The organism is Rhizobacter sp. Root1238 (assembly GCF_001425825.1).
Lineage (GTDB): Bacteria > Pseudomonadota > Gammaproteobacteria > Burkholderiales > Burkholderiaceae_C > Rhizobacter.
Map to the genome: position 1 here is coordinate 1 of NZ_LMDM01000020.1, position 25050 is coordinate 25050.

The window sequence follows — 25050 nt, forward strand, 5'->3', positions numbered from 1 at the left end:
GGCGGCGACTACCGCTTCGGCCAGAACCTGGTGCGCGCGCAGTACGTGCAGAACAAGGCCAAGAACGTCAACGAAGGCAAGACGCAAGCCTTCGGCGTCGGCTACCAGTACGACCTGTCCAAGCGCACGGCGCTGTACAGCGCGGTGACCCGCTTCAAGAACGAAGGCGACGGCTACGCCGACCGCTGGGCCAGCGCCGTCCCGGCCGGCCTGACGACTGCCNGCACGGCGCTGTACAGCGCGGTGACCCGCTTCAAGAACGAAGGCGACGGCTACGCCGACCGCTGGGCCAGCGCCGTCCCGGCCGGCCTGACGACTGCCGACGACCGCAACATCACCGAGTTCACAGCGGGCATCCGCCACAGCTTCTGATGTCCCACCCCCGAGGCGCTCACGCGCCTCCCCCTCAAGGGGGCGCCGCCAGCGGCCCGGCAAAGCCGGTTCCGCGGCGGCCGCTGGGGTTGTCTCGCTGAACGCTCGACAACAAAAAGCCCGCTCGTTGAGCGGGCTTTTTGCTGGTCACCGTGGTTCGAGTCGGTCGGGTTCCGCCTCGCGTGCGAATTGGGCAAGCACGTCTTCCTTGACCCGCGAGAACGCGAGGCCCACGCGGTCGCGCGGATGGTCGAGCTCCACCGGCACGATGCGGCGGATGCGGCCCGGCCGCGGCTCCATCACGACCACCTTGTCGCCGAGGTAGACGGCCTCCTCGACGTCGTGCGTCACGAGGATCATCGTGATCCCCTCGGCCTGCCAGATGCGGTGCAGCTCCTGCTGCAGGTGGGCGCGCGTCAGCGCGTCGAGCGCGCCGAAGGGCTCGTCGAGCAGCAGCACCTCGGGCCGGGTGACCAGCGCGCGCGCAATCGCCACGCGCTGCGACATGCCGCCCGACAGCTGGTGCGGCCACGCCGTCTCGAAGCCGCCGAGCCCGACCAGCGCGATGTGCTCGCGCACCGTGTCGGCCTTCTGCTTCTCGCCGAGCTCGCCGTTCAGCAGCCCGAGCCCGATGTTCTGTTCCACCGTCAGCCACGGGAACAGCCGGTGCTCCTGGAACACGATGCCGCGGTCCAGGCTGGTGCCGACGATGCGCTCGCCATCGAGCAGCACCTCGCCCTGGTAGTTCTCCTCCAGCCCGACGATCAGCCGCAGCAGCGTCGACTTGCCGCAGCCGCTGCTGCCGACGATGCTGACGAACTCCCCCGGATTGACGGTCAGCGTGATGTCGTCGAGCACGGGCAGGGGGCCGCCCTGGACCTCGTACTGCTTGCTCAGGTGCTGGATTCGAAGGGTGCCGGTGTGCGCCATGTGCAGGATCCTGGCGGCAGCGGCAGTCGCCGTGAACTGCGCTTTTCGCGTTTGCTTATCTGCGCGGCGCGTCAGGGGCGCGAACCCGGCCGCATCCGTCCCATCAGCGGATCGCTGATGCTGTCGTCGCCGTTCTCGATGTGGCCGGCGAAGCGCGCGGCGAAGGCCGCATCGCCGTCGACGGTGATCTCCAGCTCGTACCAGCCGCGGCTGCGCTCCAGCGGCCAGTACTTCGAGGTCGACTGGTTGACCTGGAGCCGGTCGCCCCAGCGGCCGTCGCCGTGGCCATCCTGGTGCTCGTGGTGCTCGCCGCCGGCATACGCGTCGCGCATCCGCAGGCTCACCGGCTGCAGCCCGAGGTTGGTGATCGTCAGCGTGATGCCGAGCCGTCCTTCGTCGTAGCTCGCGCGAACCAGCAGCTTGCTGCTGTCGGCCCGCACCTTGCCCTTGAACGCGCGCAGGAAGCCGTTCGGCCCGCTGACCGACAGGTCGTAGGAGCCGTCATCGGTCGCCGCCGCCCAGCTGGCCGACAACAATCGCTGCGGCTCGACCGTGAAGTTCCGCGGCGCCTGCGACGCCAGCCCCGATCGCACATGGAACACCGCGGCCGCCTTGCCGGTGTTGCCGAAGTTCAGCTGGAACGACGCCGCCGCGGTGTTCGCCGCGCCGTCGGCATGCAGCACATACGGCAGCGCGCGCGCCGGCCGCACGCCGGGCTCCTGCACCGGCAGCACCGGCGAGGCCGGCGGCACGATCGTGTAATCCGGATGCCGCACCAGGTCGGCCGGCATCAGCCCGGCGGTGCTCGGCAGCCGCACGCGGTCGCGGTCGGGGCGCGAGAAATCGAGCGTCGACGTCAGGTCGCCGGTCACCGCACGGCGCCACGGCGTGATGTTGGTCTCGACCAGTTGCGGATGCGCCTTCGCATGGCGCGCCTCGATGAAGCGGATCACCGACGTGTGGTCGAACACCTGCGAGTTGACCCAACCGCCCTTGCTCCACGGCGACACCACGATCATCGGCACCCGCATGCCGAGCCCGTACGGCGCGCTCGGGTGGGCGGCATCGCCGGCCGGGTAGATCTCGTTGATCGTGTCCACCGTCGACCCGCCATGCCCGGCGAACGGCGGCGTCGGCGGCACCATGTGGTCGAAGAAGCCGCCTTCCTCGTCGTAGTTGATGAACAGCACCGTCTTGCCGAAGACGTCCGGGTTCGACGCCAGGATGTCGATCACCTGCGAGCTGTACCAGGCGCCGAAATCGGCCGCGTGGTTCGGGTGCTCGCTGAAGGCCTCGGGCGCGACGATCCACGACACCGCCGGCAGCCGGCCGCTGCGCACGTCCTCGCGCAGCGTGTCGAACAGGCGCGCCGGGTCGCGGTTCAGCGCGTTGACCTGCGTGCCGGTGCGCGCCCCGAGCGCCAGCGGCGAGCCCTCGGCGGCGTTCTGGTACTGGTGGAAGTACAGCAGCGCGTTGTCGCCGTAGTTGCCGATGTACGCGTCCGAGGTCCAGCCCCAGTAGCCGGCAGCGTTCAGGCCCACGCCGATGTCCTGGTAGACCTTCCAGCCGATGCCGGCCTGCGTCAGCCGCTCGGGGAAGGTGGTCCAGTCGTAGCCGGCTTCGGCGTTGGTGATGACCGGCCCGCCTTGCCGGCCGTCGTTGCCGACCCAGCCGGTCCACAGGTGGTAGCGGTTCGGATCGGTCGGTCCCATCACCGAGCAGTGGTAGGCGTCGCAGATGGTGAACGCATCGGCCAGCGCGTAGTGGAACGGGATGTCGCGGCGCGTGTGGTACGTCATCGTCACCGCGCCCTTGTTCGGTACCCACTGGTCGAAGCGGCCGCCGTTCCAGGCCGCATGCGTGTCGTTCCAGCCATGCGGCGGGTCGGGCAGGAAGGTCAGCCCGACATCGGCCACCGGCGGGCGGAACGGCAGCAGCGTGCCGGTCGGTGTCGGCTGGTACCACACCGGCTTGCCCGACGGCAGCGTCACCGCCCGCGGATCGGCAAAACCGCGCACGCCGCGCAGCGTGCCGAACAGGTGGTCGAACGAGCGGTTCTCCTGCATCAGGATCACGATGTGCTCGACGTCTTCGATGGTGCCGGTGCGGTGATGGGCCGGCACGGCCAGTGCATTCGCGATGCTGCCGGGCAGCGCGCCGCCGAGGCCGCTGGCGCCGATGAGCTTGAGGACCTGGCGTCGATCGATGTCTGTCATGCGGAGGGTCTCCTGGAAGGGACGCTCACCGTAAGCGGGCCGCATGACAGCACGGTGTCGTGCCGGGTAGCTGATCGGATCAGTCGATCAACGGGCCGTCATCGTCGTGAAACGAGGATGTGCCCGCGTCATGGGATATGCAAAGGTTGCATCTGATGGGGCTAACCCGGATGCCGCGACCGCACGACCCGTCGCACACTGGTTGCGTTGAAATCGATTTCAACAGCAGTTGTAGACAGACCGTCCAGAACATCAACGGCGCGCCGTCGCGAGACCGCCGCGCCGAGGAAAAGGAGACACGGAATGATGCAGTTGCAGTCCCCCCGCCGGCCATCGGCCACCCCAGAGCGCCCGGGCATCCCCAGCCCGTCCTGACGCGCTCGAACGACCCGCGAATCGTTGTACCCGCCGCTGCGCCCTGGCGCCGCGGCGGCGCTGTGCGCTTGACCGCAGTTTCATTGCAGTGAAAACGTTTTCACAACAGGAGACATTTCGATGAAAAGCAGACTTCCCTTTCTGTCGGCCATTGCGGCCGCCGTGCTGGCCCTGTCGCTCGCCGCGCCGGCGCGCGCGGCCGATGCCGAGTACACGCAGCGCTTCCTGACGCAGTACAACAAGATCAAGGACCCGGCGAACGGCTACTTCAGCAGCGACGGCGTGCCCTACCACTCGATCGAGACGCTGATGGTCGAGGCGCCGGACTACGGCCATGAGACGACCTCCGAGGCCTACAGCTTCTGGCTCTGGCTGGAGGCGCAGTACGGCCGCGTCACCGGCGACTGGGCGCCGCTGAAGGCCGCCTGGGCGAAGATGGAACAGACCATCATCCCGCCCACGGCCGACCAGCCCACCAACAGCTTCTACAACCCCGCCAAGCCGGCCACCTATGCCGGCGAGTTCCCTCTGCCCAAGGACTACCCGGCGCCGCTGGACAACGCGGCGACGGCGGGGCAGGACCCGATCGCCACCGAACTCGCGACGGCCTATGGCACGCGCGACATCTACGGCATGCACTGGCTGACCGACGTCGACAACTGGTACGGCTACGGCCGCTGCGGCGACGGCAGCACCAAGCCGGCCTACATCAACACCTTCCAGCGCGGGCCGCAGGAATCGGTGTGGGAGACGATTCCCCATCCCTCGTGCGAGACCTTCCGCTGGGGCCGCAGCGGCGGCACGCAGGGCTTCCTGAGCCTGTTCATCGGCGACCAGAGCTATGCGAAGCAGTGGCGCTACACCAATGCGCCGGATGCGGATGCGCGCGCGATCCAGGCCGTCTACTGGGCCTCGGTGTGGGCGAAGGCGCAGGGCAAGGGCGCGGACGTGGCCGACCTCGTCAAGAAGGCGGCCCGCATGGGCGACTACCTGCGGTACTCGATGTTCGACAAGTACTTCAAGAAGATCGGCAACTGCGTCGGCGCGCAGACCTGCGCAGCCGGCACCGGCCAGCCGGACGCGAACGGCTTTCGCGACAACCAGACCTACCTGATGAGCTGGTACTACGCCTGGGGCGGCGCGACCGACACGAGCGCCGGCTGGGCCTGGCGCATCGGTTCCAGCCACAACCACTTCGGCTACCAGAATCCGCTCGCGGCCTGGGCGCTGTCGACGCAGGCCGATTTCAAGCCGGGCTCCCCGACGGCGGCCGGCGACTGGGGCAAGAGCCTCGCGCGCCAGCTCGAGTTCTACCGCTGGCTGCAGTCGGCCGACGGCGCGATCGCCGGCGGTGCCACCAACAGCTGGGGCGGCAACTACGGCGCGCCACCCGCCGGCACGGCCACGTTCTACGGCATGGCCTACGACGAGAACCCGGTCTACCACGACCCGGGTTCGAACGAATGGTTCGGCATGCAGGTGTGGTCGATGCAGCGGGTGGCCGAGTACTACCGCGCGAGCGGCGATGCGAAGGCGAAGGCGCTGCTCGACAAGTGGGTGGCCTGGGCCTCGGCGCAGACGCTGCTGAACGCCGACGGCAGCTACGCCGTCCCGAGCACGCTGAAGTGGAGCGGCCAGCCCGACACCTGGAATCCGGCGGCGCCGGGCGCGAACGCCAACCTGCGCGTCACGGTGGCCGATCGCACGACCGACATCGGCACCACCGCGGCCTTCGCGCGCACGCTGATCCACTACGCCGCGAAGTCGGGCAACGCCGCCGCCAGGACGCTGGCGAAGGAACTGCTGGACCGCGCCTGGACGCGCTACCAGGACACCAAGGGCATTGCCATCGCCGAGAAGCGCACCGACTACCTGCGCTTCGACGACGCCTACGACGCGGCCACCGGCTCGGGCGTCTACGTGCCCTCCGGCTGGACCGGCACCAACGCGCAGGGGGCGACCATCGATTCGAACGCGACCTTCCTGAGCCTGCGGCCGAAGTACCAGCAGGACCCGCAGTGGCCGAAGCTGCAGGCCTACCTGGCCGGCGGCGCGTCGCCCGACTGGGTCTACCACCGCTTCTGGGCGCAGGCCGACATCGCGATGGCCTTCAACGACTACGCGAACATCGACGGCGACGGCAGCGGCGGTACACCGGCCATCGTGCTGAGCGCCGGCACGCTGAGCGTGGCCGAGGGCGCCAGCGCGAGCGTCGGCGTCAGCCTGTCGCAGGCGCCGGCAGGAACGGTCACGGTGACGGTGAGCAAGGCCGTCGGCGGCGACGCCGACCTGAGCACCGCGAGCACCGCGCTGACCTTCACGCCGGCCAACTACAACGTGCCGCAGAACCTGGTGATCGCCGCCGCCGAGGATGCCGACCAGGCCAACGGCAGCGCGAGCTTCAACCTGGCGGCGACTGGCCACACCGGCGCCGTCGTCACCGCCACCGAGGTCGACAACGACGTGGTGGTGGCCGACTGCACGATCAGCTTCGACACCAGCAACGACTGGGGCGCGGGCCAGGTGCCGACGGTGAAGCTGGGCAACACCGGCACGACGCCGATCACCGGCTGGTCGCTGAGCTGGACCGAGTCGAACGACTTCACGCTGTCGAATTCCTGGAGTGCCACGGTGACGAAGAACGGCCGCGGCGTGGTGGCCACGCCGGCCGGCTGGAACGGCACGGTGTCGCCGAACGGCAGCGTCGAGTTCGGCATGCAGATCGGCTACAGCGGCGCCAAGCCGATGCCCACCGGGCTGGCGCTGGCAGGCCACAGCTGCACGGTCACCATCAAGTGACGACAGGGGGATGCGATGAACCACCTTCACACCGCATCGCCCCCAGGCCTGTCCCGGGGCCGGTTCGCCGCGCTGGCCCTCGGGCTGGCGCTGGCGGCCGGCGCCACGGCCTGGGGCTCGCGCCTGGTGATCCGCCTTGGCGAGGCCCGCACGGCCAGCACGGCCGCGTGGGACGAGATCGGCGGGATCTACGCCGAACGCCACCGGCTCGCCGTACCGGCGCTGCAGGCGGCCGGCCACGCGCCCGACCTCGACCCGCAACTGGTCGAGGCGGCACGCGGCGCGCTGGCGCGTGCGGCGGCGCTGCCCGGCAGTCCGGGCCTGCTCGACGACCCGCGTGCACTCGATGCCTTCAAGCGCAACCAGGGCGAACTGACCGGCCTGCTGTTCCGGCTCGTGCTCGCGGCGCAGCGGCAGCCGGCGCTGCGCGATGACGCCGCGGTGCTGGGCCTGCACCGGCAGCTGCTGGAGTCGGAACCCCAGCTGGCCCAGGCGCGCGAGCGCTACAGCCGTTTCGCCGACCACTACAACGCGCTGACCCGGTCGATGCCGGATGCCATCGCCGCCCGCCTGGCCGGCTATGCCAGCGTGCCCACCCACCTCTGACCTGATCCAGGGAGACGACCATGAACGAGAACCTCTTCCAGCGCCCGCGGCGCGCGGCCCTGACCCGCAGCGCCGCGGCCGCGATCGCGCTTGCCTTGAGTGCCTGCGGCGGCGGCGACGCCCCCGCGCCCGACGACACGGCAACGCGTGGTGAGTCGCATGCCCGCGCGATGGCTGCCCCGTCGGCCGCGCCGCACTTCAACTATGCCGAGGCGCTGCAGAAATCGGTGCTGTTCTACGAAGCGCAGCAGTCCGGCAAGCTGCCGGCCTGGAACCGCGTCACCAGCTGGCGCGGCGATTCGCGCCTGTCCGACGGAAGCGACATCGGCCGCGACCTGACCGGTGGCTGGTACGACGCCGGCGACCACGTGAAGTTCGGCTTCCCGATGGCCTTCAGCGCGACCCAGCTCGCGTGGGGCGGCCTGCGCTTCAAGGCCGGCTACCAGGCCGCCGGCCAGTACGACGCGCTGCTGGCCAACCTGCGCTTCGTCAACGACTACTTCATGCGCGCGCACACCGCGCCGAACGAGCTGGTGGTGCAGGTGGGCAACGGCGGCACCGACCACAGCTGGTGGGGCCCGGTCGAGGTCTACCCGCTGGCGGCACCGAGCTACAAGATCACGGCCAGCTGCGGCGGATCGGACGTGGCGGCCGAGACCGCGGCAGCCATGGCGGCCGCGTCGATGCTGTTCTCGCCCAGCGACCCCACCTACGCGGCGCAACTGCTGACGCATGCGCGGCAGCTGTACACCTTCGCCGACACGGTGCGCGCGAAGTATTCCGACTGCGTCACCGACGCGGCCAACTACTACAACTCCTGGTCGGGCTACTACGACGAGCTGGCCTGGGGGGCGGCCTGGTTGTACCGCGCCACCGGCGAGGCGGCCTACCTGCAGAAGGCCGAGTCGTTCGTGAGCAGCTTCGGCACCGAAGGGCAGACCGCCTACCTGCCGTACAAGTGGACGCTGGGCTGGGACAGCAAGCTCGTCGGCGTCTACCTGATGCTGGCCGAGAGCACCGGCAAGGCGCTCTACAAGGACGCGCTGGAGCGCAACCTCGACTACTGGACCACCGGCACCTCCGACGGGCAACGCGTGACCTACACGCCGGGCGGCCTGGCCTGGCTGGACCAGTGGGGCTCGCTGCGCTATGCGATGAACGAGGCCTTCATCGCGCTCGCCTATGCCGACGTGGTGGGCGACGCGGCCAAGCAGCAGCGCTACCGCGACTTCGCGACGCGCCAGGTCAATTACGCGCTGGGCGACAACCCGCGCCAGGGCAGCTACCTGATCGGCTTCGGCGCCAACCCGCCGCAGCATCCGCACCACCGCACGGCGCACGGCTCGTGGCTGGACAGCCAGGCGACGCCGGCGAAACATCGCCACCTGCTGTACGGCGCGCTGGTGGGCGGGCCGGGCGCCGACGATTCGTACAGCGACGACATCGGCAACTACGTGTCGAACGAGGTCGCGACCGACTACAACGCCGCGTTCACCGGCGTGCTGGCGAAGATGAACGAGCTCGCGCCCGGCGGTGCGCCGCTCGCGGACTTCCCGCCGCGCGAGGTGGCCACCGAGGACGAGTTCTTCGTCGAGGCTGGCATCAACAGCTCGGGCGGCATCTACACCGAGATCAAGGCGCTGTTGAACAACCGCTCGGGTTGGCCGGCGCGCCACGGCGACAAGCTGTCGCTGCGCTACTACGTCGACCTGGGCGAGGTGATCGCCGCCGGCGTGCCGGCCTCGGCGATCGCGTTGAGCACGAACTACTCGCAGGGTGGGACGGCGAGCGGGCCGTTCCGTTGCGGCAGCAGCAACGTCTACTACGCCGTCGCCGATTTCACCGGCACCGACATCTACCCGGGCGGGCAGTCGGCGCACCGCAAGGAGATCCAGTTCCGCTTCTCCGCGCCCTCGGGAACGGCGTACTGGAACCCGGCGAACGACCCGTCGTATGCGGGGCTGGCGGCCGGCAGCACGGTCAAGACGCTGGCGATCCCGGTGTACGCCAATGGCGTGAAGATCTTCGGCAATGAACCGCCGGCCTGCGGCGGCAGCCCGGTCCTCCCGCCGGCCGCGCCGCAGGGGCTCACGGCCACCGGCGGGGCCGGGTCGGTGACGCTCGCGTGGACGGCGGTGGCGAACGCGACGAGCTACTCGGTGAAGCGCTCGGCCAGCGGGGCGGCGGGCAGCTTCAGCGCCGTCGGGTCGCCCACCACGGCGGGCTACACCGACACCGGCCTCGCGGCGAACACCACGTACTGGTACCAGGTGACGGCCGCGAATGCGGGCGGGGAGGGCGCCGCCAGTGCCACCGTGTCGGCCACCACGCAGCAGGGGACGACGCCGCCGGTCGGCTCGTGCGCGGTCAGGCTGGACGTCAGCAACGACTGGGGCGCGGGGCAGGTGGTGGCGATCCGCCTGAGCAACACCGGCACGCAGGCCTTGAGCAACTGGCAGCTGTCGTGGACCGAATCGAGCGACTTCACGGTGACCAACTCGTGGAGCAGTGCGGTGACGTCCAGTGCGCGCACCATCACCGTCCGGCCGGCGGACTGGAACACGACGGTGGCGGCAGGCAGTGCGGTCGACTTCGGGATGCAGCTCGCGTACAGCGGCGCACGGCCGATTCCATCGAACGTGCAGGTCCAGGGGCGCGACTGCAGCATCGCCGTGGTGACGGCGCAGTGACGCGATGCCCGGCGTGACGGCTGGATGACAAACGCCCGGTTCGGCCCGTCGACGGCCGACCGGGCTTCGCATTCGCGACAGGGGCTTCGGCGCGCCCGGAAAGGTGACACCGACGCCCGAAGACAGTGCGTCCATTCGATCACTCTCGCGTTCCACACCATGTCGATGCCGACGCTCCCGAAGCTGACCGCCACGCCCAGCCGCGCGCCCTCGGTCAGGACCCCGTCCGACCAACCTCATCAACCCGACACCGGCACGCGGTCGTCCCCGCGATCGCTCGACGGCGACCGTCCTCCGGTCTCGCGTCCACCGCGCGCCCCTGCAGGCACGCGCCCGCGCCAGGCAGCCAACCTGGCCGCGCTGGGCACGATGGGGTCGCCGCCCGTGGACGTGAGCCTCGCGCGCAACCTGCCCGATTTCGAATGCAAGCTCGCCGCGCAGCGCGCGACCACGCCGGGCGACGCGCAGTTGAGCGCCGCCGCGACCCTCGTCAACCAGGTGCGCCACAACCCGCTCGCGTCCGGCAGCGGCGACGGCACGACGCCTTCGCACGACCAGCTGGCCCAGCTGCTGTCGCCCGCGGTGATCCGCCGGTTCCTGAAAGAGGCGTTGCAACTCTCCGACGCGAAGATCCAGGCCATGGACGACATGGCGACGAAGGGCGGGCGCTACATCCCCAGCAGCGGCTCGCTGTTCCAGGCGGTGCTGTACGGTGCGATCCCGTTCGCGGCGCTGGAGAGCACGCCGACCAAGGTGCTGGGCGGCAGCGTCGCGGCGCTGGCGGCGCAGCCCTTCGTGACGGCGGGCCTGCAGACCCCGATCGTCTCGGCCATCACCGTGATGCGGCAGAAGGGCGGGCCGATGGGCAAGATGCCCGGCAACATCAAGGCCAGCACGACCCTGCAGCAGATCGAGGCCGATCTCGTGGCGCTGAAAGCCCTGGCGCAGAAGGATGCCACCGCGATGGGCGACCTGCTGCGCGACCTGGCGAGCCGGCATCCGGAGCACGCGCTGCCGGCCGATGCGGCACCCACCGAAGAACAGCTGCGGAACTTCCTGCGCGCGCTGACCCCCGACGAACACCGGGACCTGGAGAAGATCCAGAACGACCAGACCGCTCGCGCCGTGCAGGCGGCCGGGCTCGTGCTGGACGGCCTGCGCCTCGAAGGCATGCAGAAGCGCCAGAAGAACTCGACGGACGCGCAGGTGTTCTGGCGCACCTTGCGCGGCCTGAGCGGCATCCTGGCGCCGGCGATGCAGTCGAAGCACGTGCCGGCGGCGGCCATCACCGGCGTGTCGGTCGCGATCGCGCTCGGCGCGCTGCTCGGCCAGCACGTGGGGGCCGGCCAGGACGAGCGCACCGCACAGGCCGATGAAATGCGGCTGGGCATCCTGTACGGCGACATCTTCAACGCCGAAGGGCAGGCCGACTGGAACGCCGGCCAGCCGATCCGGCCGACCGGCATCGACCCGAAGAAGCTGCAGGGCCTGGTCGTCGAGCCCGAGATGCTGATCGCCGGCCGCGTGAGCGCGATGGTCGACAGCCACCGCAAGGAACTGCAGGCACGGCTTGCGGCGCGCCAGGCGCAGCCGCCGGCGCCGGGCACCGATCCCGAGGCCGGCGACCGCGTGGCCACCGACCTCGCGGCGGAGATCGCCGACTGCGACAGCGATCTCCAGAAGATCGCCGACGGCAACCTGGGCGGGCTGGAGGAGAACGGCTTCGCACGCCAGCTGTTCGGCAAGGCGATGCAGAACACCGCGGTGGCTTTCGCGTGGTCGGAGGGCTGGGCCAAGCTGCGTTCGCCGCTGGAGTATTCGGCGCAGGTCGGGCAGCGCCTGTCGCAGCAGTTCACCTTCGGCGTGCTGGGCGGCGCCGGCGCCTTGCTGCTCGGGCGCGGCGTGAACATGGCGGTGTACGAGGTCAACAAGCACCTGGCCGCGCAATCGCACGACCGCGCGCAGGCCCACAAGCCGATCAGCGGCACCAGCAGCCTGCCGGCGTGGGGGCAGGTGATGCTGGCGGCCGGTGCCGGCGGCATCGCCCTCTATTCGGCAATGACGCAGTACAGCGCGGTGAACGTGAAGAACGCGCGCCGCGACATCCAGGGTGGCAAGGACAACGACCCGGGCCTGGGCGACCAGATGGGCAAAGGCTGGATCAGCCCGCTGTGGCAGCGCCGGGCGAACAGCGCCGGCGCGTCGGCCAAGGCCGCCGGCAACGACGTGCTGCAGTCCGACTGGCGCAACACGGCGGCACTGCGCTCGGCGCTGGCGGCCGACGCTGCGCTGGCCGGCGACGACTGACGCCGGTTCGCGCTACTGAAGGCTCAGCGTCAGCGTGTACTGGTCGCGCGTCTCGAAGTCGAGCGGGCCGCTCGACAGCCGGATCCAGACGTCGCGCGCGGCCGCGCCGTTCGTGTACGCCACGCTGACCTCGCCCGAGCTGGGCCATGCGGCATCGCCGGAGAGCTTGTCGCCGTTCGCGTCGACGATGGAGACGGAGAAGAACTGGTGCTGCGGTGTCAGCATGCGCACCGTCAGCGTCTGGCCGGCCGGGATCGTCAGCTTGTAGTAGTCGCTGTCGGTGTGCACGATCTTCGTGGATCCGACGAGTTCGGTCTCGTTCTTCAGCGTGCCGTAGATCGGGAGCTGCACCGACGCCACCGCGTTGGCGGTGGCCAGCGTGTTGTTCGGCTCCGTCTCGGCGAGGCCGGCGGCCGGGTCGACGTTCAGCACGAGTTCCGCCAGCGTCGCGTGGTTGGCGTTGTCGCGCGCGCGGGCGACGACGGTGTGTGCGCCGGGCGACAGCGTCGTCGTGTCGAACAGCACGTAGTACTGGTCGGCCGGATCGGTGCTGATGTAGTGCAGCGAGGCCCAGGAGCCGGTGAGCTTGCCGTCGACCATGAAGTCGACGCCGAACAGCCGGGTTTCGTCCTTCGCGATCGCCGTCAGCTTGACCAGGCCGAAGTTGCCTTGCACCGCGGCGGTGATGGTGGGCGGCACGGTGTCGTTGCTGCCGGGCGCGCTGACCGGGTTGCCGACCGTGAAGCCGGCCGCGGCCGAGGTGGTGCTGTTGCCGGCGGCATCGACCGCGACCGCGACGAAGCTGTGCGTGCCGCTCGTGATCAGGCCGATCGGCAGCGACGACGTGTACGAACCGTCGCTCGGCGACTTCTGCACGCTGCCGGTCTGGATAGCGCTGCCATCGACGAGGAAGCTGACCGACGCGATGCCGACGTTGTCGGTGGCGAGCGCGGCGAGGACCACGGCGTCGGTGGACACGGTGGCCGATGCGGAGACGACCGGCGGCTGGGTGTCGGCGGTCGACGGGCTGGAGGCCGACAGGTCGGGTGGGGCGGGCTTCTGGGCGTTGTCGTTGGTGCTGTCGCCACCTCCGCCGCCACAGGCGACGAGCAGCAGCGTGAGCAGCAGGGCGGGCAGGGCGCGGGTGGCGCTGACGGTTCGGGTCATGGGCGGGGGCATGTTTTGCGACGGGCGATTCTGTCACCTTGGCGACAACCTGTCTGACACGCTGACGGGCCGTTACGCTTTGATCGGCGAGCCGCAGCGCCTAGACTGGGTCGGCACCCCTCAACCCGAACAGGAGCCCACGATGAGCATCTTCAGCAAGATCAAGGACGCGATCTTCGGCAAGAAGGACGAGGCGCCCGCGGTGGCGCAGGCGCCGACCCCGGCCACACCGGCCGCCGCGGCACCCGTCGCGATGAGCGAGGTCGATGTGGAGGCGGTGCTGACGAAGCTGGCCGCGGCCTCGTCGCAGAAGCTGAACTGGCGCACGTCGATCGTCGACCTGATGAAGCTGGTCGGCATGGAATCGAGCCTGGCCGAACGCAAGCAGCTGGCCGGCGAACTCGGCTACACGGGCGATACCGGCGACACCGCGACGATGAACATCTGGCTGCACAAGCAGGTGATGAAGAAGCTGGCGGAAAACGGGGGGAAGGTGCCGGCGAGTTTGCTGGGGTGAGGGCGGCGCCGCTCCCCGGATTGGCATCCGGGCGACATGACGACCCCTCGTCCGGCGGGTACGCCGGCCGGCCCCCCGGCGGGGACGCCCGACAGGGAACCTACAGCAATCGCCAGTCGTGATCGACCGTGCCGCTGTCGGCGAACTGCTCGACGTTCGCCGAATCCGCCGCCGACATCGCATGCACCGCCAGCACCTTGCCGCTGTTCACGTTCTGCAGCCGCAGCGTGCCGGGGTTCGCGGCGTTCACGCGAATGCGCCAGTCATGGTCAGCGGTGCCGTTGTCGGTGAACTGCACCACCTGGGCCGAGTCGGCGAGCGACATGCCGGCCACCGCGAGCACCTTGCCGCTGTTGACGTTGCGGATGCGGAAGCTGCCATCGGCATTCGGCAGGAAGGTCCACGCATGGTCCGGCGTGCCGTTGTCGGCAAACTGCTGCACGCGCACCGAATCGGTGGTCTGCATGTTCTCCACCGCCAGCACCTTGCCGCTGTTCACGTTCTGGATGCGCAGCTCGCCGTTCGGGACGAGCCGCCAGTCGTGATCGGCTGAGCCGTTGTCGGCGAACTGCACCACCTGCGCCGAGTTGTTCAGCGACATGCCAGCCACGCCCAGCACCTTGCCGCTGTTGACGTTGCGGATGCGCAGCCAGCCATCCCCCAGGTCGATCAGCTGCCACAGGTGATCGGCCGTGCCGTTGTCTTCGTACTGCTGCACGCGCGCCGAATCGGCCGTCGACGCCGCCTCCACCGCGAGCAGCCGGCCGGAGTTCAGGTTCTGGATCTTGACCCGGCCGCTGCCGGCATCGACCAGCCGCCACAGGTGGTCCTGCGTGCCGCTGTCGTCGAACTGCACCACGTTGGCCGAGTTGGCGAGCGACATGCCGTCCACGCCCAGCACCTTGCCGGAGTTCCGGTTCTGGATGCGCAGCGATGCGCCCGGCGGCAGCCACGGCCGCGTGCCGCCGGTCTGCGGGAACGAGGTGATGCGCAGCCGCGCCGCGCCCATCGGGATCAGCGTGACCTGCTCGACCGCGGCACTCGACGCGACCGGCCCGTCCTGCAGTGGCGTCACCACGTGTTCCGCATCCGCCTGCCAGCCACCGATCTTCTGCGCCGACGCCAGCAGCCGCAGCGGCGCGTTGCCGGTCATGAACGGATCGGCCAGGTTGCCGCCGGTCGTCACCGTGATGGCGGTGTTCGGCACCAGCCCGTAGTTCCAGGTCGAGCCGGGGTGCACATCCCATTCCGGCCATTGCGCGTTGCCGCCGGTCTGCACCCAGTTCTCGCCGATCTGCAGCGAGAAGGCGAGGGCTCCCTGGTGCACCGACACCGCGTTGTGCTGCGCCGGCCAGCGCTTCACCACCGGCTGCGCCGGAAAGCGCAGCGTCACCACGTCGCCGTTCGCCCACAGCCGGTTCACCGTGACGAAGCGCGGCCCGGCGCCGGCCGCGACCGGCGCGCCGTTGACCCGCAGTTCCGGCGCCGCGCACCAGCCCGGCACGCGCAGCACCAATGGGAAGGTCACGGCCGCGGGCAGTTGCAGCCGCAGCGTCACGCTGTCGGTGAACGGGTAGTAGGTGGTCTCGGTGATCGTCACCCGCGTGCCGCCGGCCACCGATGCGCTGACGGTGCAGGGCCCGTACAGCGCGGCGCACAGGCCGCCATCGGGCGTCGCGAGCCACATCTCCTCGACGTAGTACGGCCAGCCCATGCCGTAGTTGTGCGGGCAGCAGCGGTACTGGTCGATGCCAGCGCGGTACGACTGCATCGCGAAGCCGTTCTGGAACTGGCCGCTGCGCTTCGGCACGTTGTCGAGGTCGACGCTGTTCGCGCTGGTCACGTAGTGCACCGAACGGCCCAGCGGGTCGAGCGCAGCCGGCAGCGAATTGAACGCGAGTTCTTCGGTGCGGTCGCACCAGGCGGCGTCGCCGGTGATGCGCGCGAGGATCTCGTGGCTCATCATGTACTCGACGATGCCGCAGGTCTCGAAGCCCTGGCGCGGGTCGCCGAAGCCCGGCCGGGCGTTCTCGTCGCCCGCGAAACCGCCGCCGGGGAACTGGCCCCACGCGGCCTGCACGCCGTCGTAGCGCGCATAGGTCGCGTTGCGGTGCGCCGCATCGCCCGACAGCACGCCGAACTGCGCCGGCTCGCGGAAGCCCTGCGCGATGTTGACGTTGTGGCGGTCCGGCAGCCCGCCGACCCAGTCGGCCGAGTTGGCGTGGATGCGCCGCACCAGGTCGAGCAGGAAGGCCTCGCCGCTGCGGTTGTAGAGCCAGTAGATCGAATCGATCGCATCGCCCCAGCGCCAGGTGCCCCAGCCGTCGCTGAAGACGCCGTTCGGCTGCGTGGTCAGGAAGCGGAAGAAGCGCGTCAGGAACGGCGCGACGCGCGCATCGCCGGTGTACTCGGCATGCGAGCGCAGCGCGTGCAGCATCGGCAGGTGCGGCCAGACGTCGGCGTGGCCGTTCAGCGCGCTGCGCAGCGCGGTCGGGCCGAAGAAGCCGTCGGACGCCTGCGTCGCGAGCACGCCGTCCATCCAGCGGCGCGCGGTGGCCAGCGCCGCCGCGTTGCCGGTCACGTAGGCGAGGTCGACGAAGCCGCGCAGCCAGTACGGCACCTCTTCCCAGCCGCCGCGCTCGGGGTGGATCCAGCCGGTGCTGTCGTAGCCGAGGAAGTGCGACACCTCCGGGAAGCGCCCGCACAGCCCGTTGAGCTGGCGCTCGAGCTGCAGTTGCAGCCAGTCGCGCGCCTGCACCGCACCGGGCGGCAGCCGCAGGAAGGCAGCCGGCGCAAGCGGGCTGCGGTTCTGTGGGTAGGGGGCCACGGCGGCCTGGCCGGGCAGCGGGCTCAGCGCCACGGCGGCCACGGCCGCTTCGCCGGCGACGGCGACGCTGCCGCGCAGGAAGTCACGTCGATCGAGGGTCATGTCTGTCTCCTGGGGTGGTTCGTCGGAACGCGGGCAGAGCGCTCATCGCCACGACAAACCCCACAACGAGACCTCGCCCTGCGCGGATTGCATCCGAACCGGGCGAGTTGCGGTACTAATAATCAGGTAACAATCGGTAAATTAATGCCGGGCGCCCTGGTTGGTTTCGCAAGAAGAATTAGTAATCTCGCTAGGCCGGCTGCGGCTGCGCGCGTGCCTTCAGCAGGAAGGCCGCCAGCTGCCACGCGATGAACACCGCGATCAGCCCGATCAGCGTTGCGCTGATCGGCCGCGTGACGAACGCGCTGAAGCTGCCGCGGCTCAGCAGCATCGCGCGGCGGAAGTTCTCCTCCAGCATCGGCCCGAGGATGAAGCCCAGCATCAGCGGTGCCGCATCCATGTCGAGGCGCGAGAACAGGTAGCCGCCGAGTCCGAACGCGGCCGTGATGAAGATGTCGTCGAGGTTGTTGTTGACGCTGTAGGTGCCGATGCAGCAGAAGAACAGGATCGACGGGAACAGCACGCTGTACGGGATCTTGAACACCGACAGCCAGTAGCGCACCAGCGGCACGTTCAGGATCAGCAGGAAACAGTTGCCGACCCACATGCTGGCGACCAGCCCCCAGAACAGGTCCGGGTGGCCGGCGATCATGTTCGGTCCGGGCTGGATGCCCTTGATCACGAAGGCCGCCATCATCAGCGCCATCACCGCGTTCTCCGGAATGCCGATGCTCATCAGCGGGATGAAGCTGGTGCGGGCCGCGGCTTCGTCGGCCGCGGCCTGGCCGGCCACGCCCTCGATCGCGCCGGAGCCGATCTCGTGGCGGTACTTGCTGACCTTCTTGTCGACCGCATAGGCAGCGAACTGCGCGATCACCGGCCCGCCGCCCGGCAGGATGCCGAGGAACGACCCGATCACGCTGCCGCGCAGCGCGCTCGGGATGATCCGCTTGAACTCGGCCCAGGTCGGCATCAGGTGGATGGTGCCGTTGAACGGCGAGCGCTCCTCGCGCGAATCGAGGTTCTTCGTGATCTCGGCGATGCCGAAGCAGCCGAGCGCGACGCTGACCAGGCCGACGCCGTCGGCCAGCATCGGCAGGTCCCAGGTGTAGCGCGCCACGCCGCTGTTGACGTCGGTGCCGATCTGGCCGAGCAGCACGCCGATCAGGCACATCGCCATGCCGTTGAGCAGGCTGCCGGTGGTCACGAAGCTGACGCAGACGAAGCCGACCAGCATCAGCGCGCAGTAGTCGGCCGGGCCGAACAGGAAGGCCACCTCGCCGAGGCTGGGCGCGAGGAAGGTCAGCACCACGATGGCCACCGTGCCGCCGATGAAGCTCGACACGCCGGCGGTGAACAGCGCCAGGCCGGTCTTGCCCTTCAGCGTCATCTGGTAGCCGTCGATGCAGGCCACGATGCTGCTGGCATGCGGGATCTTCATCGTGATCGCGCTGACGCTGTCGCCGTACTGCGCACCGTAGTAGATGCCGGCCAGCATGATCAGCGCGCCGTTGGTGGGGATCGAATACGTCAGCGGCAGCAGCAGGCTGATGGTGGCCAGCGGGCCGAGGCCCGGCAGCAGGCCGACCAGCGTGCCGACCGTGCAGCCGATGGCGCAGAACAGCAGGTTCTGCATCGTCAGCGCGTGGCTGAAACCGAAGGCGAGGTTGTGGAGGAGGTCCATCGTCGTCGGCTCTCAGTACAGGTTCAGGCTGAGGCCGAGCAGTTTCTGGAAGGCGAGCGCCACCAGGAACAAGCCGACCGACACCTTCAGGTTGCGGACGATCGAGTATTTCGCCGTGCCGGCGAAGCCCGAGATGAACACCAGCGCGACGATGCCGGCCGTCATGTTCAGCACCCGCGACACCAGCGCGAACGCGCACAGGCTGGACAGCAGCAGCGCGATGTTGACCGGGTTGAACGCGAACGGCGGCCCGTTCCCGGCGAGCCGCGACCGCACGACGGTGGCGACGGCGATCAGCAGCAGCAGGCCGCTCATCATCAGCGGGAACAGCCCGGCACCGGCGCGGCTGAAGTCACCGATCGGGTAGCGCAGCGCGCCGAGTCCGAAGGCCAGCGCGATGGCGGCCAGGAAGAGTCCTCGGGCAAGGTTTCTGTCGATCATGGTGGCTCCGTGAGAGGAGGCCCACTCTAGGCAGTGCGCCCTCCGCAGACGCCATCGGTTTTTACCTACGACAGGTTGGCGACAGGTTCGGGGCTGCAGGGCAGCGTCACGGTGGCGGCCACGCCACGGCCGTCGATGCCGGGCTGCAGCACGGCATCGCCGCCATGCAGGCGGGCGATGTCGCGCACGATCGCGAGGCCGAGGCCGGTGCCCAGGCCGCCGGCCGCGGCGCCGCGGCGGAACCGGTCCCACACCTGCGGCAGCTCGTCGGCCGGCAGGCCGCGGCCGTCGTCGATGACCTGCAGCAGCGACTGCGCGGCTTCCGCGCGCGTGCGCACGGTGATGCGCGACCCCGCGCCGGCATGCTCGACCGCGTTGTGGATCAGGTTGCCGAGCAGCTCGCGCAGCAGCAGCGCATCGCCGTCGACCCAAGCGGGTTCGAGGTCGAAGCCCAGGTCCTGCCCGGCGGCGAGCGCGGGGCGCAGCCAGTCGTCGGCGGACGCGGCGGCCAGTGCCGCGAGGTCGACCCGCGCGAGCGGCGTGCCGGCGCCGAGTGCCGCGCCGTCGGCGCGCGCCAGCGTCAGCAGCTGCTGCACCAGGTGCGCACCGCGTTCGGCGGCCGCGTGCAGCCGCAGCAGCGTCGGCTGCAGCTCGGGCGGGCAGGGCTGCGCCAGCGCCTGGGCCGACTCGACGCGCAAGGTCGACAGCGGCGTGCGCAACTGGTGCGCAGCGTCTTCGACGAAAGCACGCTGTGCCGAGGCCGCCAGCCGCAGCCGCGCGAACAGGTCGTTCAACGCCGCGACGAAAGGCGCCACTTCGCGCGGGACGGAACCGGGCTCGATCGGGTCGAGCCGCTGCAGCGAGCGCGAGCCGATCTCGACCGATGCCCGTTGCAGCGGACGCAGCCCGCGCCGCACCGCCACCACCGACAGCAGGCCGAGCGACAGCGCGAGCAGCACCGCCGCGGCCAGCGCGGCCCAGGCCACGGCGCGTTCGGCATCCTCGCGCTTGCCGAGCGATTCGGCGACCAGGATCGTGCAGACCTGCGCCGGTCCGCCGCAGCGCGCGCCGAAGGCGGCAGCCCGCATGTGCCGGCCGCGCAGCGTGGCATTGAAGAAGCGCCACTGTTCGGCCGCCAGCGGCGGCGCCAGCGCGAGCAGCGCGCCGTCGCCACCCAGCGGCCGGCCCTGGGCATCGCCGACGACGAAGGCCACCTCGTCGATCAGGTCGGCGCGCAGCGCGCGCAGGGTCTGCGCACTGAGCGGCAGCGTGGCCTGGCCGTCGTGCACTTCGAGGATGCCGTTCAGCGCGACCGCGGTGTCGGTCAGCGCGCGGTCCAGCCCGTCGAGCGCCGGGCGCACCGCGAGCGCGTAGACCACTGCGGCCGACAGGGGCACCAGCGCGACCAGCGGCAGGATCAGCCAGCGCAGCAGCGTGCGGCGCAGGCTGCTGGCCGGCAGCGGCGCCTCGGTCATGCGTCGTCTCCGGCGTCGAGCAGGTAGCCGAGCCCGCGCACGGTGCGCAAGCGGACGCCGGCGGGTTCGATCTTCGTGCGCAGCCGCGACACCAGCAGGTCGAGCGCGTTGTCCGACGTGGCGCCGCTCCAGCCCGGCACCAGCGCCACCAGCTGCTCGCGCTGCACCACGCGGCCGGCCTTCAGCATCAGGTACTGCAGGATGTCGCACTCGCGGCGCGACAGCTTCACCGGCTGGTCGCCGACGCAGGCGCGCAGCGCCTTCGGGTCGAAGCGCAGCGTGCCGACCGACAGCACCTCGGCCATGCGGTTCTCGTGGCGGCGGGTGAGGGCGCGCAGCCGCGCCACCAGCTCGACCGGCGCGAACGGCTTGACCAGGTAGTCGTCGGCACCGACCTCGAGCCCGTGCACCCGCTGCTCGACGGTGTCGCGCGCGGTCAGCATCAGCACCGGCAGGCGCGAGCCTTGCGCGCGCACGCGGCGCAGCGTCTCCAGCCCGTCGATGCCGGGCAGGCCGATGTCGAGGACCAGCGCGTCGTAGTCGTCGCGCAGCAGCGAGGCCGGCACCGGCTCGCCGAGCGGACTGATGTCGACCCGCCAGCCCTGCGCGCCGAGCGCGCCGGCGATCGACGCGGCGAGCGGCTGGTCGTCCTCGACCAGCAGGATCAGCATGGGGGCGGGGCGCCGTCGTCGTGGCGTGGGCGGCTCGTGTGGATCGGTGTCTTGCCGACCATGTCGTGTCTCCTGCGGATTGGGATCCTCGGGTCGCCGAGGCGGACAGTATCTCTTCCCGCGCTGCGTCCTGCAGAGGGCGCGCGACTGTTGTTGAGTCGACGAGATCGACGGCACGCGGCCGGCGGCGTGGTTTGCGCCTCTGGAGCGGGGTCGGCGTTGTTGCAGAAGCCGGGCTTGCGCGATCGCGCCAACTTGGCGAGGGGGTGGCTGCGGTGGCGGGCCCCCTTGATCAGGGCCGCGGCGCTGCCGCCGGGACTGCCTCAGCGCCGGCGCCTGCCGGCCAGCACGGCCGCCAGGCCGACGGCCGCCGCGGCACCCAGCGTCCACACCGGCAGCAGCTCGGGCTGCGGCACCGGCGCGAGCGTGCCGCCGGTCTGCGTTTCGAGCCATGCCAGGAAGCGCGGATCGCTGAGCAGCATGCCGCCGCCGATCGTGCCGAAGCGGAAGTCGACGGCCTGGCCGGGGGACGCCGACAAGGTCACCGTGCTGATGCCGAGCAGCCAGCGCCGCCCACCGATCTCGGCATACGCCGCAGCGCCCGAATCGCCGCCGGCGACGCCCGTCTCGACGGCATTGCCGAGGCCCGGTCCGCCCAACGGCCCGGTGCCCGACGGCCCGTCGAAGTCGTACAGGAAGAACAGGCTCTGGCGGCCCGAGCCGTCGACCCGCTTCTGCACTTCATCCAGCACGTTCCGGCCGACGCGCTTGATGCCGGCCGAGGCTCGCACGCCGATGCCGACGTCACCCTGGCCGCTGGCGCCGTAGCCGACCAGCGTCAGCACGGGGCGCGTCGACGGCGCCTCGCGGTAGATCGGCAGGATCTCGACGCCCTCGGGCACCGGGCTGGCCAGCGTGATCAGCGACAGGTCGTCGTACGGGAACGAGGCGCCGGGGAAGGGGGTGACGGCGGCGGCACCGATCTGCAGCGGCGTGGCCTCGTGGTTCAGCTGCACGCTGACCGTGCCGGGTGCCGCGCCGCCCGTCACGTGCGACGCCGTCAGCACGAAGCGCGGCGCGACGACCACGCCCGAGAAGACACCGCCGGGCGTCAGCACCGCGACCGCCGCGGTCCACGGCGACGAGGGCGTGTTCGCATCGATGCGTGCTTCCGGCGAGTCGGGCGCGGCGCCGGCCATCAGTGCATGGACCGGAGCCGCCATCGCCAGCCAGGGAACGGCCGCGAGCAACCGGCGTCGGAGGAGTTCCATCGGGCAAGGGTAGCCCATCATGTTCCGGCCGGCAGCGCGGTGAAGCGGTTGCCGGAGGCCAACAGCGTGGGGAGCCTGGTCAGACCGCGGTCGGCGCACCGCCTGCCGTCGCGCCGGAGGCCTCGGGCGGATGCGTCACGATGCTCTTCAGCTCGGGCCGTGGTGCGCGCAGCGCGTCCAGGTCGGGCCGCGGCCGGCGCAGCGCAGGGCTTGCCTCGAAGCAGTGCTCGAGCGCCTGCGCGGCCGCGAGCAGCGAGGCATCCCCGCGCAGCCCCCCGATCACCTGCAGGCCGAAGGGCATGCCGTGTTCGTCACGCCCGCAAGGAAGCGACAGCACCGGGTTCGTCGCCAGCGTGACCACATAGGTCAGCCCGAGCCAGTGGTAGTAGTTGCGCATCGCCTGGCCGTCGATGCGCCGGGCATACAGCTCGGTCCATGGGAACGGCGTGACCGGCGTGGTCGGCGCGATGATCAGGTCGTAGCGCTCGAAGGCGTGCGCAAAGCGCCGTGCGATCCGCGTCTGCTCCAGGTGCGCCCAGGCGCGGTCGGCGAGCGTGATCGACGCCGCCATCTCGACATTGGCGCGCACATTGGGTCCGAGCGTCTCGGGGGCGCTGCGGTAGGTGTCGGCGAAGGCGGCGACGAAGCTCTCGGCGCGCAGCGTGTCGAACGCCCGGTCGGCGTCGCCCAGCGCGAGGTCGACCGGCTCGCAGCAGGCCACCCACGGCCGGATCGCTTCGACGCGGGCTCGAAACACGCGCCGGATCTCCGGGTCGACGATGCACAGGCCGAAGTCTTCGGTCGTGCCGACACGAAGCCGCGCCAGGTCCACCCCGGCGAGCGGCCAGAACGACGTGCCGTGCTCCGCATGGGACAGCGGGTCGCGTGCGTCGAAGCCGACCGTGGCGGCCAGCTGCAGCGCGGTGTCGCCGACGTCGCGGCCCATCGGCCCGAGCACCGAGAGCACCGACCAGCCGAGCGGCCGCGCATCGTTGGCCACCAGGCCGGGCGACGGCCGCAAGCCGACGACGCCGCACAGGGCTGCCGGGATGCGCAGCGAACCGCCGGTGTCGGAGCCGGTCGCGATCGGCAGCATGTCGACCGCCAGCGCGGCCGCCGAGCCGCCCGACGAGCCGCCGGCATTCAACGCCGGGTCGAAGGGGTTGCCGGTCGCGCCCCACACCGCATTGCGGGTGTTGGCGCCGGCGCCCATGTCGGGCACGTTGGTCTTGGCGGTGACGATCGCTCCGGCCGCGCGCAGCCGTGCGACGAGCGCGTTGTCGTGCGTCGGCACATGGGCACGCCGGCCGACGTTGCCGTGGGTGGTGAGCAGCCCTGCGGTGTCCAGCAGGTCCTTCACGCCGAGCGGCAGGCCGTGCAGCAGGCCCAGCGGCGCACCGCGCATCACGTCGGCCTCGGCCTGGCGGGCGCTCGCGCGGGCGCGCTCGAAGTCGGTGGCGGCGATCGCGTTGACGGCCGGGTTGAACGCTTCGATGCGCGCGATGCAGGCGTCCATCAGCTCGACCGGCGAGAGCTGCCGGCTGCCGATCAGGCGGCGCAGCTCGACGGCGGAACGCTCGGGCAGCGTGGGGTCGTGGCTCATGGTGCTCACTCCAGCGGAATGTTGGCCTTGTGGACGTAGGCCCGCAGCAGCGGCAGCTCCTTCGCCACGCGCGCATCGTAGAACGAGCCCGGCTCGTACGACACGTCGACGCCGGCCTTCTCGAGATCGGCCCGGATGGCGGCGTCCGCCAGCGTGTCGGCGAGCGCCTTGCCCAGCGTCTTCTGCACCGCAGGCGGCAGCCCGCGCGGCGCGACGATGGTGATCCACGGCAGCATCTCGAAGCCGGGGTAGCCGGCCTCGGCGATGGTCGGCACCTGGGGCAACGAGGGCGAACGCCGCGCCGACGTGACGGCCAGCGCCTTCACATGGCCGGCCCGCAGCATCGGCAGCGCGGCGACATTGGTGTCGAAGCTCAGCTGCACCTGGCCACCGATCAGGTCCGTCATCGCCGGCGAGCTGCCCTTGTACGGCACGTGCAGGATGTCGACGCCCGCCACCAGCTTGAACATCTCGCCGGCCAGGTGCGCGGTGGTGCCGTTGCCGAACGATGCGTAGGCCAGCTTGCCGGGTTGCGCCTTGGCGAGCGCGACCAGCTCCTTCACGCCGTGGGCCGGCAGCGACGGATTGGCCAGCAGCACCAGCGGCGAGGTGCCGATCAGCCCGATCGATTCGAAGCTCTTCTGCGCGTCGTAGGGCAGCTTCGCCTTCAGCGCCGGGTTGACGGTGAAGGTGGTGTTGGAGCTGATCAGCAGCGTGTAGCCGTCGGCGGGCGCCTGGGCCACCGCGCCCGCGCCGATCGTGGTGCCGGCGCCGGCCTTGTTGTCGACGATGACGGTCTGGGCGAGCCGCTGCGCCATGCCCTTCGAGATGATGCGAGCCATGGTGTCGGTCGCGCCACCCGGCGGGAAGGGCACGACCAGCGTCAGCGGCTTCTCGGGAAAGCCGGCCGCCAGCGCCGGGCTGCCACCCAGGGCAGCGAGCCATACAGCGAACAACGGGGCGAGGCGGGTGGTGGTACTCGACATGGACGGTCCTT

17 protein-coding genes are annotated in these 25050 nt (G+C 70.5%); 6 read left to right on the forward strand and 11 right to left on the reverse strand.

Annotation, left to right across the window (positions count from 1 at the left end; all coding sequences use genetic code 11):
• On the forward strand, positions 1 to 222 hold a 222-nt coding region (locus ASC98_RS31725), incomplete at both ends, for a porin (protein WP_235581285.1).
• A 297-nt stretch (positions 223 to 519) separates the two neighbouring features.
• Here ASC98_RS31725 and ASC98_RS15645 read toward each other — a convergent pair.
• On the reverse strand, positions 520 to 1302 hold the full coding sequence (locus ASC98_RS15645) for an ABC transporter ATP-binding protein (protein WP_056809162.1): 783 nt from the start codon (positions 1300 to 1302) through the stop codon (positions 520 to 522).
• A 71-nt stretch (positions 1303 to 1373) separates the two neighbouring features.
• On the reverse strand, positions 1374 to 3518 hold the full coding sequence (locus ASC98_RS15650) for a phosphocholine-specific phospholipase C (RefSeq protein ID WP_056809160.1): 2145 nt from the start codon (positions 3516 to 3518) through the stop codon (positions 1374 to 1376).
• A gap of 495 nt (positions 3519 to 4013) precedes the next feature.
• On the opposite strand from ASC98_RS15650, the gene ASC98_RS15655 reads away from it, so the two are divergent.
• The 4 genes from ASC98_RS15655 to ASC98_RS15670 all read left to right on the forward strand — a co-directional run bounded on the left by ASC98_RS15655 (position 4014) and on the right by ASC98_RS15670 (position 12295).
• Positions 4014 to 6692, forward strand: a complete 2679-nt coding sequence (locus tag ASC98_RS15655) for a glycoside hydrolase family 48 protein (protein ID WP_056809158.1) — start codon at positions 4014 to 4016, stop codon at positions 6690 to 6692.
• A gap of 15 nt (positions 6693 to 6707) precedes the next feature.
• Complete coding sequence (locus tag ASC98_RS15660) at positions 6708 to 7298, forward strand: LemA family protein (RefSeq protein WP_056809156.1); 591 nt, start codon at positions 6708 to 6710, stop codon at positions 7296 to 7298.
• A gap of 20 nt (positions 7299 to 7318) precedes the next feature.
• Positions 7319 to 9988, forward strand: a complete 2670-nt coding sequence (locus ASC98_RS15665) for a glycoside hydrolase family 9 protein (protein ID WP_056809154.1) — start codon at positions 7319 to 7321, stop codon at positions 9986 to 9988.
• 369 nt (positions 9989 to 10357) lie between these two features.
• Complete coding sequence (locus tag ASC98_RS15670) at positions 10358 to 12295, forward strand: hypothetical protein (RefSeq protein ID WP_157597973.1); 1938 nt, start codon at positions 10358 to 10360, stop codon at positions 12293 to 12295.
• Between the two features lie 12 nt (positions 12296 to 12307).
• Here ASC98_RS15670 and ASC98_RS15675 read toward each other — a convergent pair whose 3' ends face one another.
• Complete coding sequence (locus ASC98_RS15675) at positions 12308 to 13462, reverse strand: Ig-like domain-containing protein (RefSeq protein WP_056809150.1); 1155 nt, start codon at positions 13460 to 13462, stop codon at positions 12308 to 12310.
• 142 nt (positions 13463 to 13604) lie between these two features.
• On the opposite strand from ASC98_RS15675, the gene ASC98_RS15680 reads away from it, so the two are divergent.
• Positions 13605 to 13979 carry a DUF3597 domain-containing protein gene (locus ASC98_RS15680; protein ID WP_056809147.1) on the forward strand — a complete coding sequence of 125 codons (375 nt, stop codon included), beginning with the start codon at positions 13605 to 13607 and terminating at the stop codon, positions 13977 to 13979.
• A 100-nt stretch (positions 13980 to 14079) separates the two neighbouring features.
• Here ASC98_RS15680 and ASC98_RS15685 read toward each other — a convergent pair whose 3' ends face one another.
• The 8 genes from ASC98_RS15685 to ASC98_RS15720 all read right to left on the reverse strand — a co-directional run bounded on the left by ASC98_RS15685 (position 14080) and on the right by ASC98_RS15720 (position 25039).
• Entirely contained in the window at positions 14080 to 16908 is a 2829-nt protein-coding gene (locus ASC98_RS15685; protein ID WP_056809145.1) for an RICIN domain-containing protein, read from the reverse strand.
• Between the two features lie 190 nt (positions 16909 to 17098).
• On the reverse strand, positions 17099 to 18592 hold the full coding sequence (locus tag ASC98_RS15690) for a tripartite tricarboxylate transporter permease (protein ID WP_056809143.1): 1494 nt from the start codon (positions 18590 to 18592) through the stop codon (positions 17099 to 17101).
• A 12-nt stretch (positions 18593 to 18604) separates the two neighbouring features.
• The gene (locus tag ASC98_RS15695; protein ID WP_056809141.1) at positions 18605 to 19033 is read right to left on the reverse strand and encodes a tripartite tricarboxylate transporter TctB family protein; all 429 of its coding nucleotides are present in this window, start codon (positions 19031 to 19033) and stop codon (positions 18605 to 18607) included.
• Between the two features lie 65 nt (positions 19034 to 19098).
• On the reverse strand, positions 19099 to 20508 hold the full coding sequence (locus ASC98_RS15700; protein ID WP_056809139.1) for a sensor histidine kinase: 1410 nt from the start codon (positions 20506 to 20508) through the stop codon (positions 19099 to 19101).
• Positions 20505 to 21179: a response regulator transcription factor gene (locus ASC98_RS15705; protein WP_056809137.1), complete on the reverse strand. Its 675-nt coding sequence runs from the start codon at positions 21177 to 21179 to the stop codon at positions 20505 to 20507. Before ASC98_RS15705 ends, ASC98_RS15700 begins: the two co-directional genes overlap by 4 nt.
• A 323-nt stretch (positions 21180 to 21502) precedes the next feature.
• The gene (locus ASC98_RS15710) at positions 21503 to 22450 is read right to left on the reverse strand and encodes a trypsin-like serine protease (protein ID WP_162249289.1); all 948 of its coding nucleotides are present in this window, start codon (positions 22448 to 22450) and stop codon (positions 21503 to 21505) included.
• A gap of 79 nt (positions 22451 to 22529) precedes the next feature.
• A complete protein-coding gene (locus tag ASC98_RS15715) occupies positions 22530 to 24053 on the reverse strand; it encodes an amidase (RefSeq protein ID WP_056809132.1) in 1524 nt (507 codons plus the stop codon).
• Between the two features lie 5 nt (positions 24054 to 24058).
• Complete coding sequence (locus ASC98_RS15720) at positions 24059 to 25039, reverse strand: tripartite tricarboxylate transporter substrate binding protein (RefSeq protein ID WP_056809130.1); 981 nt, start codon at positions 25037 to 25039, stop codon at positions 24059 to 24061.
• Between the last annotated feature and the right edge of the window lie 11 nt (positions 25040 to 25050).

Bases quoted from the DNA above. Each gene is read 5' to 3' on its own strand.
- ASC98_RS15645 (WP_056809162.1), bottom strand. From the start codon at position 1,302: ATGGCGCACACCGGCACCCTTCGAATCCAGCACCTGAGCAAGCAGTAC.
- ASC98_RS15650 (WP_056809160.1), bottom strand. From the start codon at position 3,518: ATGACAGACATCGATCGACGCCAGGTCCTCAAGCTCATCGGCGCCAGC.
- ASC98_RS15655 (WP_056809158.1), top strand. From the start codon at position 4,014: ATGAAAAGCAGACTTCCCTTTCTGTCGGCCATTGCGGCCGCCGTGCTG.
- ASC98_RS15660 (WP_056809156.1), top strand. From the start codon at position 6,708: ATGAACCACCTTCACACCGCATCGCCCCCAGGCCTGTCCCGGGGCCGG.
- ASC98_RS15665 (WP_056809154.1), top strand. From the start codon at position 7,319: ATGAACGAGAACCTCTTCCAGCGCCCGCGGCGCGCGGCCCTGACCCGC.
- ASC98_RS15670 (WP_157597973.1), top strand. From the start codon at position 10,358: ATGGGGTCGCCGCCCGTGGACGTGAGCCTCGCGCGCAACCTGCCCGAT.
- ASC98_RS15675 (WP_056809150.1), bottom strand. From the start codon at position 13,462: ATGACCCGAACCGTCAGCGCCACCCGCGCCCTGCCCGCCCTGCTGCTC.
- ASC98_RS15680 (WP_056809147.1), top strand. From the start codon at position 13,605: ATGAGCATCTTCAGCAAGATCAAGGACGCGATCTTCGGCAAGAAGGAC.
- ASC98_RS15685 (WP_056809145.1), bottom strand. From the start codon at position 16,908: ATGACCCTCGATCGACGTGACTTCCTGCGCGGCAGCGTCGCCGTCGCC.
- ASC98_RS15690 (WP_056809143.1), bottom strand. From the start codon at position 18,592: ATGGACCTCCTCCACAACCTCGCCTTCGGTTTCAGCCACGCGCTGACG.
- ASC98_RS15695 (WP_056809141.1), bottom strand. From the start codon at position 19,033: ATGATCGACAGAAACCTTGCCCGAGGACTCTTCCTGGCCGCCATCGCG.
- ASC98_RS15700 (WP_056809139.1), bottom strand. From the start codon at position 20,508: ATGACCGAGGCGCCGCTGCCGGCCAGCAGCCTGCGCCGCACGCTGCTG.
- ASC98_RS15705 (WP_056809137.1), bottom strand. From the start codon at position 21,179: ATGCTGATCCTGCTGGTCGAGGACGACCAGCCGCTCGCCGCGTCGATC.
- ASC98_RS15710 (WP_162249289.1), bottom strand. From the start codon at position 22,450: ATGGAACTCCTCCGACGCCGGTTGCTCGCGGCCGTTCCCTGGCTGGCG.
- ASC98_RS15715 (WP_056809132.1), bottom strand. From the start codon at position 24,053: ATGAGCCACGACCCCACGCTGCCCGAGCGTTCCGCCGTCGAGCTGCGC.
- ASC98_RS15720 (WP_056809130.1), bottom strand. From the start codon at position 25,039: ATGTCGAGTACCACCACCCGCCTCGCCCCGTTGTTCGCTGTATGGCTC.